General features: G+C 58.5%; 12 protein-coding genes and 1 riboswitch. Of the genes, 7 read left to right on the top strand and 5 right to left on the bottom strand.

The features are described from left to right. Nucleotides 1–44: 44 nt before the first annotated feature. The 3 genes from B2589_RS14060 to B2589_RS14070 all read right to left on the bottom strand — a co-directional run bounded on the left by B2589_RS14060 (nucleotide 45) and on the right by B2589_RS14070 (nucleotide 3277). Nucleotides 45–623: a QsdR family transcriptional regulator gene (locus B2589_RS14060; RefSeq protein ID WP_227508376.1), complete on the bottom strand. Its 579-nt coding sequence runs from the start codon at nucleotides 621–623 to the stop codon at nucleotides 45–47. 64 nt (nucleotides 624–687) lie between these two features. Beyond that, on the bottom strand, nucleotides 688–1410 hold the full coding sequence (locus B2589_RS14065) for a 3'-5' exonuclease (RefSeq protein ID WP_286817004.1): 723 nt from the start codon (nucleotides 1408–1410) through the stop codon (nucleotides 688–690). After that, entirely contained in the window at nucleotides 1403–3277 is a 1875-nt protein-coding gene (locus B2589_RS14070) for a putative nucleotidyltransferase substrate binding domain-containing protein (protein ID WP_286817005.1), read from the bottom strand. The genes B2589_RS14065 and B2589_RS14070 overlap by 8 nt, the downstream gene beginning before the upstream one ends. 140 nt (nucleotides 3278–3417) lie before the next feature. On the opposite strand from B2589_RS14070, the gene cobU reads away from it, so the two are divergent. Next, the gene (gene cobU, locus B2589_RS14075; RefSeq protein WP_094624414.1) at nucleotides 3418–3948 is read left to right on the top strand and encodes a bifunctional adenosylcobinamide kinase/adenosylcobinamide-phosphate guanylyltransferase; all 531 of its coding nucleotides are present in this window, start codon (nucleotides 3418–3420) and stop codon (nucleotides 3946–3948) included. On the opposite strand, the gene B2589_RS14080 is transcribed toward cobU, so the two are convergent. Both B2589_RS14080 and cobT read right to left on the bottom strand, forming a co-directional pair. Further along, the gene (locus tag B2589_RS14080) at nucleotides 3932–4531 is read right to left on the bottom strand and encodes a histidine phosphatase family protein (RefSeq protein ID WP_286817006.1); all 600 of its coding nucleotides are present in this window, start codon (nucleotides 4529–4531) and stop codon (nucleotides 3932–3934) included. The two genes, cobU and B2589_RS14080, sit on opposite strands and share 17 nt — an antisense overlap. Nucleotides 4532–4535: 4 nt before the next feature. Then, complete coding sequence (gene cobT, locus B2589_RS14085; protein WP_414673965.1) at nucleotides 4536–5588, bottom strand: nicotinate-nucleotide--dimethylbenzimidazole phosphoribosyltransferase; 1053 nt, start codon at nucleotides 5586–5588, stop codon at nucleotides 4536–4538. Nucleotides 5589–5719: 131 nt separating this feature from the next. Here cobT and cbiB point away from each other — a divergent pair, with 131 nt between their 5' ends. The 6 genes from cbiB (at nucleotide 5720) to B2589_RS14115 (ending at nucleotide 12612) form a co-directional block, all read left to right on the top strand. Beyond that, entirely contained in the window at nucleotides 5720–6655 is a 936-nt protein-coding gene (gene cbiB / locus B2589_RS14090) for an adenosylcobinamide-phosphate synthase CbiB (protein ID WP_286817027.1), read from the top strand. Continuing rightward, on the top strand, nucleotides 6652–7698 hold the full coding sequence (gene cobD, locus B2589_RS14095; RefSeq protein WP_286817008.1) for a threonine-phosphate decarboxylase CobD: 1047 nt from the start codon (nucleotides 6652–6654) through the stop codon (nucleotides 7696–7698). Before cbiB ends, cobD begins: the two co-directional genes overlap by 4 nt. Before the next feature lie 58 nt (nucleotides 7699–7756). After that, a riboswitch (cobalamin riboswitch) is annotated at nucleotides 7757–7949 on the top strand. Between the two features lie 157 nt (nucleotides 7950–8106). Then, a complete protein-coding gene (locus B2589_RS14100) occupies nucleotides 8107–9927 on the top strand; it encodes a TonB-dependent receptor domain-containing protein (protein ID WP_286817028.1) in 1821 nt (606 codons plus the stop codon). Nucleotides 9928–9955: 28 nt separating this feature from the next. Continuing rightward, the gene (locus B2589_RS14105; protein ID WP_232902392.1) at nucleotides 9956–10843 is read left to right on the top strand and encodes a cobalamin-binding protein; all 888 of its coding nucleotides are present in this window, start codon (nucleotides 9956–9958) and stop codon (nucleotides 10841–10843) included. A gap of 36 nt (nucleotides 10844–10879) precedes the next feature. Continuing rightward, a complete protein-coding gene (locus B2589_RS14110) occupies nucleotides 10880–11839 on the top strand; it encodes a FecCD family ABC transporter permease (RefSeq protein ID WP_286817009.1) in 960 nt (319 codons plus the stop codon). Continuing rightward, nucleotides 11839–12612, top strand: a complete 774-nt coding sequence (locus B2589_RS14115) for an ABC transporter ATP-binding protein (RefSeq protein ID WP_286817010.1) — start codon at nucleotides 11839–11841, stop codon at nucleotides 12610–12612. The genes B2589_RS14110 and B2589_RS14115 overlap by 1 nt, the downstream gene beginning before the upstream one ends. The last annotated feature ends 8 nt before the right edge of the window (nucleotides 12613–12620 follow it).

A 12620-nucleotide genomic window follows, 5' to 3' on the forward strand; every position in this document is an offset into this window, starting at 1 on the left:
TAACCCGCGATGAACCTTTTTTTATGCCTGGGATTGATTGGGCCCTACACCTTGCCGCCCAGCAGGATACGTACCGCTGTACAGGCATCTTCGAGTTCTTCGTCCCGGGGTTCCCGGCCACCGATGATGTCGCTGTACAGGCAGGATTCGGCGATGCGCACCATGAAGTAGGACAGGCTCTGTATGTTCATGGGCGGGCTCAGGTGCCCGGCGCGTACTTCATCCTTGAGTAAGCGGGTATTCACTTCCACCGTGCGGGCGTGCAGGGTGGAATGGGATGACGTGAGCATCTTGAGCGCGTATTCCGGATCCTGGTGCAGGAATTTCCGCAGTGGCGAAAAGTGCAGGATGGTCATGTTGATGTGACGAAACACGCCAACGACATAGTCGACGCCATGGCCGGGGGTAATGGCACGGGCTTCTTTGTAGAGGGGTTCGTACAGAGACCAGAGAATCTCACCAATCAGCAGGTCCCGGTTGCCCACCCAGCGGAACAGGGTGGCGCGGCCTATGTGCAGGTCATCGGCCAGGGCCGCCAGGCTGATCTTTTCCCCTTTCAGCCACATTCTTCGGGCGCGTTTGAAGGCGTCCAGAGGCGTAGGTTTGGTGATGGTGTCGGTCACTGTGGTCTCTTTGGCTGATTTGCCCTTTATTCTAGCGATTGGCGCCTGCAGGGGCTATGGGTCCTTATACCCACAGGTCGCCAATGGCCGTATCCGGGCCGAAGTGGTGAAGCACCTGGGCCTGGAACAGTTCGGCGGTGGCGATGGCGTCTATCAGGGCGTTATGGCCGGCGTAGTGGGGCAGGCCGTAGCGGATCCGGCTGTCGGGCAGGCGGATAGAGATGGGCTTTTTCCCCATCAGTTGCTGCCACCGGCTGGGGTTTCGTTTGGGGTGCAGGTAGGCTTCGATGGCCATGGTGTCGATGACCGGGAAGAGCAGCTGTTCCTTCAGGCGCCATTGCAGGGCCATGTTCAGGAACGGCCGCTCTATGTTGCGGTAGTGCACCACGGGTATGCGGCCCTTGAGGTGCTGGAACAGGGTGTCGAGCACCTCGGCAAGGTCCGGGGCGTGTTCGATTTCGCTGTGGGTGATGCCGTGAATGGTAACGGTGTCCTGCTCCAGCGGCAGCTGCGGGCGGACGATCTGGTGCCAGGCCTCGCCGAGCTGTATGCCGCCCAGGGTAAAGGGCACCAGGCCGATGCTGACAATGGAGTGCTTGTTGACGTCCAGGCCAGTGTTTTCGAAGTCCAGGGCGACCAGCGGAACGTCACGCACGGGGGTGGTGGCGTCCGGGCAGCCGGCGTTGTAAAAGTCGCGAATCCGCGCGTCCTTTGCCTGTTCCGCCCCCTGGCGGTAGGTGTCTGGCCAGTTCCGGTTACTGTTGCTGCTTTCGATGGCGTTAGACATTCCGCGTGGCTCCGGCGTTGTAGCGGAAGCGCAGGAATTTCTGGGCATTGCTGACCACCTGGAAGGCGTCTTTCAGGTGGCTGCGTTCGAACGGCGACAGGTCTTCGGGGCGCACGTTATTGTCCGGTTCCCGGCCCTCTTCAATGGCCAGCGCCTGGTGGCGGATACGGACAATCGAGATGAACTCCAGGGCATCGCGCAGGTTGCCTGCGTCGTCGTCCAGCAACAGCTTGGTGTTGGCCACGTCCTTCAGGCGCTCGAAGGAGTTCTGGGAGCGGCTGCCACTGGCCAGGGCATGCACCCGGATAAGGTCAGACAGTGGCGCGGTGCCCCGGCGTTTCAGGTTGAAGGTTTTCTGGTGCTTGCCGTCTTCTTCCAGCACAAAGGTGCGGAAGAAACCCAGGGGCGGTGTGCGGTTCAGGGCATTTCTGGCCAGGAACGTGAGGAAGCGCTGACTTCCTCCGGCCTTTTCCACAATCAGGGTTTTCAGCTGCTCGGCAAAGTCGGTTTCGCCGTAGATGCCATCCAGGTCGAAGAAGATGTTGCTGTTGAGCAGGGCTTCGGCCTTGGGGTTATCGATCCAGTCGGTGAAATAGTCTTTCCAGACCCTCAGCGGTTGCCGCCATTTCGGGTTGGTGGCCATGATGTCGCCGGTGCAGTAAGTGTAGCCGCACTCGGCCAGGCCGTCGGAGACGAACTTGGCCAGGGCCAGGAAGTACTCGTCGTGCTCTTCCGGGATGAAGCTGTCGTCCAGCACCATGGCGTTGTCCTGGTCGGTAACCACCAGCTGTTCGTCCCGGGCCATGGAGCCCAGGGCCATAAAGCAATACGGGATGGGTGGCGGGCCGAGTTTTTCCTCGCCCAGTTCCAGCAGGCGCTGGCTGAAGCTTCGGCCAATGCCGGCCATGGCGCTGCCGATCATGTGGGAGTTGGCGTCTTCGTTGACCATCCGCACGAAGCTGTCGCGCACTTCGCGGCTGATTTTCTTCAGGCCTTTGATGTCGTTCTGGTGGTAGATGTTGCTCACCAGGTACAGGCTGCTCTGGCTCTCGTATTTGACGATGTCGGACAGCGCGATAACGCCACGCACTTCATGGTCTTCCATGACTGGCAGATGGTGCACGTTATTGTGCAGCATGGTAAGCATGGCTTCGAAGATGTAGCTGCGGGCGCTGATGGTAATCAGCCCTTCGGACATGATCTCGCTGATGGGGGTTTCTGATGGCAGGGCGTTGGTGACCGCCCGGGTGCGCAGATCCCGGTCGGTAATGATGCCCTTAAGCCGGGGTGACTCCCCACTTTCGTCCATCAGCAGCAGGGCCGACACGCCGTTGTCGGTCATGATCCGGGCCGCTTCCTGAAGGCGCACAGTGGTCGGGGCAGAGACCGGCTCCCGGGCAATCAATCGGGTGACCTTGGCGGACATCAGTTCGTTGGATTTGTGCCGGCGCGAGACCGCCGAACGCAGGCGACTGTGGTCTTCAATCTCGACAAAATCGGCGAAGTTTTCGTCGTTTTCCCACAGATACTGGAAGGTCTCGAAGGGGATTTTGTAGATCAGGCAGTCTTCGATGGCTTTGGCGGGAAAGCGTACTTTCTGATTGCGCAGCAGGCCGAACTGGCCAAAGATTTCGCCTTCGCCGATGCGGTTGTAGAGCTCGCCGGAGCGCCGGAAGATTTCCACCGCACCGCTGCGGATGTAGTGCAGCCAGTAGTTCTGCTGGCCCAGCTCCAGAATCTGGGTGCCGGCCCGGTAATAGGCTACTTCGATACCAGTGACGATGCGGTCGAGCAGCTCTTCGGGCATGTCGTCAAAGGGGGCATGTTGGGCGATGTGGTTGCGGATGTCGAGCAGCTCGGCCTGCATGGGCTCTCCAGGGTTGATCGGTCTTGTTCTGAAGCCGGCGATTGCTTTGCCGCCTTTTCCGGAGTCTGGCCAAACTATAGCAGTTGTCTGTCCGGTTGGTGTACCTTGGCGGCGGAATGTGGCGGGCTGGAGAAAGGTTTATGGTCAACAAGTTACTGGTAACCGGCGGGATTCGCTCCGGTAAGACCGGGCTGGCTGAGCAGAGGGCCAAAGCGGCCGGTAACGACGTGGTTTATGTGGCGACCGCCACTGCAGGCGATGATGAAATGGCACTGCGTATCCAGCGTCACCAGCAGCTGCGTCCCGATCACTGGCAGCTGGTTGAGGAGCCGCTGCGCCTGGGCCGGGTATTGTCAGTGTATGCCAGCGGTCTGGGAGAGCCACCGTTGCTGTTGGTGGACTGTATGAGCCTGTGGCTGAGCAATCTGTTGTTTGCCGACGGCTCCTTGTTCCAGCCCGAGCGGGCGGCCTTTCTGGAGGCGGTTGAGGCCTATCCCGGCCCTCTGGTGATTGTGACCAACGAAGTGGGGCTCGGAACCATCGGCATGGACCCGCTTACCCGCCGTTTTGCCGACGAGCTGGGCTGGCTCAATCAGGCCCTGGCCCAGCGATGTGATGAGGTGGTGATGGCCGTGGCGGGTTTACCAATTACCCTCAAGGCTGGTGGCTGATCAGGCTGCGGAACACACCGAATTCGGACTGGTCCACCTGTATCCGGCTGCGGCAGGCGTAAGGGACGGCGAAGCCGGTGAATGATTTTTCCAGCGGAATGCCCAACACATTGGCCAGCACCATGCGAATCACGCCTCCGTGGCAGACCACCAAGACCCGTTTGCCGGCTAGGGTTTGCTGCCACCGATCAAAACCATCGATGGTGCGCTGGTAGAAATCCGTCACAGCTTCACCGCCGGGGGGGAGGAAGTTGATGGGGTCCTGCCAGAAGTGGTTGAGGTGATCCCCATAACGCTCCTGGATCTGCTCTGCGGTCAACCCTTCCCACTCACCGAAGCCGATCTCCCGAAGATCTTCTTCGATGTGCAGTGGAATCCTGTGTTCCTCGGCTAGTTGCTGGGCGAAGCGTCGGCACCGTTTCATGGGTGAACTGACGATGGCGTCCCACCGATCACCCTCGGCGATGGCAGCTCTCATCTGTTGCCACCCGGTGTCGCTCAAAGGGTCGTCTTTACTGCCCCGGAACATCTGGCCACCTTCCGGTTCGCCGTGGCGTATCAGGTCGATTACTGTGGTGGTCATAGGGCTATTCTTCCGCTTTGCCGCTGACGCCAGCGTCGGTAAAACTGGCCATCCGGTTATGCAGGGCGCAGGCGGCGCGTAGCAGGGGAACGGCAACGGCGGCGCCGCTGCCCTCGCCCAGACGCATGCGAAGGTCCAGCAGGGGCGAGGCATCGAGTGCCTCCAGCACGGAATTGTGGCCGGGTTCGGCCGAGCGGTGTGCAAACAGAAGCCACTCGCGCACCCCTGGCTGTTGATGCACAGCCACCAGCGCGGCGACAGAGACGATAAAACCATCCACCAGTACCGGGATCCGGCGTGCGGCGCAGCCCATTATGGCGCCCGTCAGTGCGGCTATTTCAAAGCCTCCCAAAGAGGCCAGTACCGTCAGCGGATCCCGGTCGGGACCATGTCGGTGCAAGGCCTTCTCAACAACGCGGGCCTTGCGGGCAACGCCTTCGGAGTTCAGCCCGGTGCCCGGGCCAACGAGGGTGGTGGGCTGCTGGCCCAGCAGGGCGCAGGCCAATGCGGCGGCACTGGTGGTGTTGCCGATGCCCATGTCGCCACCAATAAACAGGCGGCAGCCAGCGTTTACGGCACGCCTGGCGGCATCGTCGCCACTGTATAGCGCGGATTCAACCTGGCGCGAGGACATGGCCGGTGATTTTGCCATGTTGGCCGTAGAGGGGGCGATAATCTGGTGTATGACGCCGGGCAATGCCGGTACCTCTCCAACCGTACCCAGGTTAACCACTTCCAGGCTGGCGCCAAGTTCTTCAGCCATCACGCTGATGGCAGCGCCGCCGCTGGCAAAGTTGGCGATCATCTGGGCGGTGACTGCCTGCGGAAATGCGGATACGCCTTCGGCGCACACGCCGTGATCTCCAGCGAAAATCACCATGCGGACCGGATCAACAGACGGCGTTTCACTGCCCGACAGGCTTGCGAGTGTAATGGCAACCTGTTCCAGCTTTCCCAGAGATCCGGGCGGTTTAGTAAGTACTTGCTGACGAGCCGAGGCAAGTTCTAAATGTGCACGGGATGGTGCGGGTGGTTGCTGAAGCCAGCTTTCGGGCAGAGGCATGGATTGTTCCTTGTGAACAGAAAGTGAGGATGGTCTATCTGTGGCTCCATGGTGTCAAGGTACGGCTCGGGTCGGGTAGACTTGCCGGCATTCTTCGTGAGGGTATGGTCTTGGATGCGTTTTCGATGTCGGTAGCCGTATGCTGTATCGCGGTTTTGGTGGATATTTTGATTGGCGAGCCGCGCCGCTGGCACCCCTTGGTGGGCTTTGGCCGCGTGGTTGCCTGGGTTGAGCGGTGCTTTAATCGTCGACCGCAACAACCGGGCCGCAGTGGGATGATCGGTGGCATTGCCGCCGTGTTGTTGATGATGCCAGTGGTCGCTGTGGCAATGGCTTTACAGGAATTGTTGAGTGGCTGGGCGGCGTTGCTGGTGCAGGCGGTTGTGCTGTGGCTGGCCATTGCGCTGCGGGGTTTGGCTGAGCATGGCAGAGCGGTATCGGACGCCTTGCTGCAAGGGCATGGCGAGCAAGCCCGTGCCGCGGTGGGACGCATCGTGAGCCGTGATGCCAAGTCGCTTTCTGACAGTGGTGTGGCCGCGGCGGCCGCCGAATCTATGTTGGAGAACGGTGCGGATGCTGTTTTTGCCAGCTTGTTCTGGTTTTTGGTAGCGGGCTTGCCCGGTGTGGTTTTACACCGGCTGGTGAACACGCTGGATGCCATGTGGGGCTATCGTAACCAACGCTATCTTTATTTCGGGCGCTTTGCCGCTCGGCTGGATGACCTTATGAACTGGCTGCCGGCACGGCTGACCGCCCTGACCTACGCGTTGATGGGCAACACGCGGCTGGCGATGACGTGCTGGTTTCGTCAGGCCAAAACATGGGACAGCCCCAATGCCGGCCCGGTGATGGCGGCCGGGGCTGGCGCGCTGGGCGTTTCGCTGGGCGGCCCGGCTCCTTATGCCAGCGGCGTTAAACAGCGCCCTCGCTTGGGCAGCGGCCCAGAGGCAACCGCCCGGACAGTTGAAGGGGCTATCGGGCTGGTCCAACGGGGTGTGGGGCTGTGGTTGATTGTCCTGGCACTGTTTGCCTTTGGATTTTGGGCCGGAGGTGCCGCGTGATTCCGTTTCATTCACCGGAGCGCCCGGAGCACGGCGGCAGGCTGGAAGCCGCAGCCCGCAAATGGGGCATACCCCGAAGCCAGTGGCTGGACCTTTCTACCGGTTTAAACCCCGTTCCTTATCCGATTCCTGAAATTCCCATGGAGGTTTGGCAACGCTTGCCCGAGCCGGATGACGGTTTGGAAGAGATCATTCGGCGCTGGGCTGGTGCACCGGCCGATGCGGCTTGTCTGCCTGTGGCGGGTAGCCAGCAAGCCATCATGGCATTACCGGCCGTTCGCAAGCGCTTGCACGGGCTTGGCCGGGTGGCGGTGCCCATGCCGGGTTACCGGGAGCATGGCCATGCCTGGCAGCGGGCGGGGTTTGATGTGGTGGGTATTTCAGCGCAACAAGCGCTGGCGGATGATCTGAGCTGGCTGGATTCGGTGGATGTGGTGGTTTGGATCAATCCGAACAATCCGACCGGGCAGGTGTTATTGCCCGAGCGATTGTTGGCCTGGCGGGAACGGCTGCAGCGGCACGGTGGCTGGTTGGTTGTGGATGAGGCGTTTGTTGAGGGGCTTCCCGATCATAGGCTCGACCCATGGGCGGGCGCAGCCAATCTCGTCATCCTGAGGTCGTTAGGTAAGTTTTTCGGGTTGGCCGGAATTCGGGCCGGCGCTGTGCTGTTGGAAAGTGGGCTGGCAAAACAGTTTAACCACGAACTGGGGCCTTGGCCTGTAAGTGGCCCGACGCGATATCTAATGAAATGGGTGCTGGTAGATGAGGCATGGCAAGCAAACGCATTGATCAAGCAGAAAGAAGCCTCGAACAGATTGTCCGCTCTGCTTGAACAACACGGTCTGGGTGTCCCTAGTGGCACGTTGCTGTTTCAAACGGTACGACATCCTCGGGCAGCGGAAATCGCAGACCGACTCGCTCGGTGCGGAGTTCTGGTGCGGTGCTTCGATTCTCCTGAGGCTTTGCGTTTTGGTTTACCGGCCGAAGAGGCCAGTTGGCGGCGCTTGGCTGACGCTCTGTCGGGAATTTATATATGTCATTGACCACCCCCATCCCGGTTGGTAGTCTTGCCCGCGATTTCAGGTGCTCTGCATGTTCATTTCAGACTGGCGAAAGTCGGGTGAATACATAGAGTGAAACGGGAAACTGGTGAGAGGCCAGTACTGCCCCCGCAACGGTAATCAGGTTAATAGCAATCCGTTACGCCACTGTGTCCTAGGCATGGGAAGGTGATTGCTTCGGAGCACGGCCTCCACCTGAAAGTCCGGAGACCGGCCTGAAAGACGGAGTTTCTCAACTCCGTACACCAGACGTTGCGGAGGGCGACGGCGGTGGGTGATCCTGGCTCATCAGCACTACATGCCCTCCACCCCCGTCTGAACACCTTAATTGTCCTTCGCAGTAACCAAGACCGACCGCGCGGGTGCGTGCGGTGAACTGTGAGCGATGATATGAACCCTTCGAAGGCCATTCCGGCGTTAATTCTGTTGCCACTGGCGTTTCCTGTCACTGCGACTGACGGACAGACTGAAAACGCAACTCTTGAACCGATCGTTGTAACAGCGACCCTAGGTCCGCTGACCGCGGGCGAAAGTTTGTCCTCAGTAACCGTCATCGATGAAGAAGCTATCAGACAGCAAAATCCGTCTGACTTTTCTGAACTTCTGCGTGGTCAGCCGGGCATTAACGTGACGGGAAATGGATCGTTCGGGAAAACGACGAGTGTTTACACCCGTGGCACGGCAAATGATTCAACGTTGTTTTTAGTGGATGGCGTACGTTTACGTTCAGCGACCTCTGGTGGTCCATCTTGGCAGTACTTTCCTGCGGAACTCGTAGAGCGTGTCGAAATTGTTCGCGGTGCAAAGAGCTCGCTTTACGGCTCAGACGCGGTCGGTGGCGTGATACAGGCTTTTACGCTTGATCCGGAAGAGACACCTGCAGGTTGGGTAGAGCTTGGCGCGGGCAACTTCGACACCCAAAAAGGCAGTGCCGGTGTCGCCGCTAGCGCAGGCAACACACGCTTTAGTTTAAGTGGCCTGCATAAGGAAACGGATGGTACGGCGGCGATCACTGATGGTGAAGACCGAGGTTTCCGAAACACTGCAGGAGTCGGGCGGATTGTCCATGAGCTGGACTCTGGTGGCGAAGCCAGTCTGGTTGTGGTTCAGAGCGAAGGTAATACTGAGTACGAAGGCGGCAACATCGATTATATGCTCCGAACTATTGGATTTGGGCTAGAAACTCCGGTGAGTGACCACTGGCGTCAGTCGTTACAGTTTTCTGAGTCTCGTGACGAAACCGATAATGTCACGCCTACCTTTAGCAGCACTTTTGACACACGATCGCGTGCAGCTCGCTGGGACAACACATTTACTTGGAATGTTCACGAGTTGGTTGTTGGCACTGAATTGATGAATGATGAAGTGGGCGGCACGACTGATTATGCCGAGACCAGCCGTTCTAATTTTGCACTTTATACACAGCTGCGCTTGAATTTCGGGCCGACAGATTTGATGTTGAGCTTGCGAGGGGATGATAACGAAGCATACGGGAAGAACGAAACCGGTAGTATTGCATTGGGGCATGCATTCGATCGTTCCCATCGTGTGCGGTTGAGCTACGGTACCGCATTCCGCGCCCCGACATTTAATGATTTGTACTTTCCAGGTGCTAACCCGGATCTTGAAGCTGAAGAGTCGGCGACGGTAGAAGTCGGTTTCAGTGGCCATTATCAGTATTGGTTCTGGGATACCGCAGTGTTCCAGCTCGATGTCGATAACTTGATTGCATGGCAACCCGCCCCAACACCGAGTGACCCGTTTAATTGGTCGCCAATGAACGTTAACGAAGCTCGGATTCGGGGGCTGGAGCTCAGCGCTGGCTTCGAGCGCGACGGATGGCGCGGTGATGCAGCCTTGACCTTGCTTGACCCTGAAAATCGTGAAACTGGCAATCGCCTTCAGCGCCGCAGTGGCAAAACCTTACGACTCGACTTGAGCAAACAAGTGGGCAACTGGGACTTTGGCGGAACGGTGGTTGCGGAAGGTTATCGGTACGACGATGCCAGTAACGATGATCGGTTGTCCGGTTTTGCTACGCTGGACCTGCGGGCTGGCTGGCGCTTTGCAAAGGACTGGTCAACGCGTCTAACAGTGGCCAATGTTCTGGATAAAGAATACAGCACGGCTCGATACTCCAGCTCACAAGATCTGGATTATATCGCGGCAGGCCGCACAGCTATGCTGACTGTCCGCTATGACATTCGATAAATGATCTGACAAAGCCGGGGAGGCGCCAGTGATAAAGCTGAAAGGTTTGGCCGTGATGTTGGGCTGGATGCTGCTGGCACCTCCGGGGCTGGCCGCCCCTATTTGTGTAGTAGATGATCTAGAGGTTGAGGTTTGCCTGGATCAACCGGCCAAACGCATCGCCACCTTGTCTCCTGGCGCCACGGAACTGGCGTTTGCCGCAGGAGCGGGCGACAAGGTGGTCGCTGTGGTGAATTACAGCGATTACCCTGAAGCCGCCCTCAAATTACCTTTGGTGGGTAATCACACCCGGATAGATCTGGAAGCGTTATTGGCGCTGAAGCCCGATTTGGTGATCACCTGGCGAACCGGTAATCCCCCGGCGCAAATGGAGATGCTGAGAGCACTCGGCTTGCCCATGTTTGCCATTGAACCACGTACCTTCGAGGGCGTTTCCAAAGTCATTGAACAGCTTTCGACACTGGCAGGCACGGAACAGGAAGGTTTCGCGGAAGCAGAACGTTTCCGAAAAGGGATCGCCGAGATTGCAGAGCAGTATCGGGACGCCGAGCCCGTGCCGGTTTTCTATCAAGTTTGGCAAACTCCGCTGATGACGATCAACGATGATCATCTGATCGGTAAAGTGGTTCAGCTTTGCGGTGGGGTGAATGTCTTTGGTGACATGCCGCGATTGGTGCCAAGAATCAGTGCCGAAGTGGTGCTGGAGGCCGATCCTCATGCAATTATTACAGGCAGTGTTGAGGGTATCGAAGATAACCAACTTGATCGCTGGAAGAGTTACACCGGAATGACTGCTGTGGCAAAAAATAACTTGTTCTTTGTCCCGGCATCACCCATCTCAAGGCCGACGCCCAGGCTTCTTGAGGCGAGTCGAGATATTTGCGAAAGACTGGATGTTGCCCGTGAACGCGAGTAAGACCTGCAAACACCCGTGTAAACAGGTGACAGTAAGATGACTCGCTCTTTGCTGGTACTCGGTGCGATTTCTCTGGCCGCGCTGATATTGGCCTTGGCTATCGGCAGTGTGAACATTGCGCCCTCAGAACTCTGGAAAGTCATTCAGGGTGAAGGCAGCGCATTGCATCGTACCTTGCTGCTGGACCTGCGTCTGCCGCGCACCCTTGCGGCTTTCGCGACCGGTGGCCTGTTAGCGGTAGCGGGTGCCCTGATGCAGGTGCTACTGCGCAACCCGCTGGCGGACCCTTATGTGCTGGGGTTGTCTGGTGGCGCCGCTGTTGGTGCGCTCTTGGCAATGCTGACCGGAATGGGAGCCTTTGTGATCTCGGGGTCAGCCTTTGCCGGTGCCATGCTGGCAATGGTGTTGGTGTTTGGCCTTGCCCACGGCACGGGCAGTTGGACGGCCTCGCGTCTGCTGCTGACCGGCGTTGTAGTGGCTGCCGGCTGGGGGGCAGTGATTACGCTCATGCTGGCGGTTACCCCGTCTTACAAGCTTCCTGGCATGTTGTATTGGCTAATGGGCGATGTTTCCTACGCGCGCACGCCTTGGCCCGCATTGGTGGTTCTGATATTCGCGATCGCGGTGATTTTACCGCTTGCTCGTAATCTGAACGTGCTGGCGCGTGGCCCGATGCAGGCCGCGGCACTCGGGGTGTCGGTACGGCCGCTGGAGTGGACCATTTACGTGCTCGCCAGCCTACTGACGGCAACGGCCGTGACCACGGCTGGAAGTATCGGGTTCGTAGGCCTGATTGTGCCGCATATGCTTCGGCTGGTATTGGGCAACGATCAGCGCATTATTTTGCCTGCCAGCGCCTTGGCTGGCGGTACTCTGCTTGTGTTGGCAGATACCCTCGCTCGCACGGTGATCGCGCCTGAGCAGCTTCCCGTGGGTGTTATTACTGCATTACTGGGCGTCCCGACCTTCCTGTATCTTCTGCACCGGAGCCGTTAATGAGCACGCTGCACACCCGCGACCTGATCATCAATGTGCCCGGTAGAACAGACGGCTTCCCTCTGAATCTGAGTGTTGAGCCCGGTCAGACTTGGGGCGTGTTGGGCCCTAACGGGGCCGGCAAAACCACTCTGCTGCATACCCTCGCAGGCTTGTTACCTGCACGCAGTGGCCGAGTTGTATTGAGCGACTCGCCGCTTATTGCGCTAAAACGCCGCGACATTGCGCGGCAACTGGGATTGGTATTTCAGGAACGGCAAGACAGTTTTCCCGCAACGGTCATGGAAACCGCACTGATTGGGCGTCACCCGTGGTTGTCGCCTTGGGAAAGTGAACAAGCTGATGACCAGATCCGTGCGCAACAGGCGTTGGTGGCGATGGATGTTGATCATTTGTCTGGGCGCTTGCTGAGCACCTTGTCGGGCGGTGAGCGTCAGCGGGTTGCGATTGCAACACTGATGACTCAGAACCCCGATATCTGGTTGCTTGACGAGCCGACTAACCACTTAGACCTTCACCATCAGGTTAAAGTCATGAGCTTGCTTAAAAACCAGTCGGCTGCAGGAAAGGCGGTGTTCATGTGCCTGCACGACCTTAACCTGGCCGCACGGTGGTGTAGCCATGTGTTGCTGCTTTATCCCAATGGCGATGCCTGTTGGGGCCCCGCCGACAGTATGTTGAAACCATCCGCACTTGAGCAGTTGTATAACCAAAAACTGGTGACTGTAGAAGCCGATGGCGCACCGGTGTTCGTTCCTGTGAGTTCCGGTTAATAACGATG

This window comes from Marinobacter sp. UBA3607 (assembly GCF_002375525.1).
GTDB classification, from domain to species: Bacteria; Pseudomonadota; Gammaproteobacteria; order Pseudomonadales; family Oleiphilaceae; genus Marinobacter; species Marinobacter vinifirmus.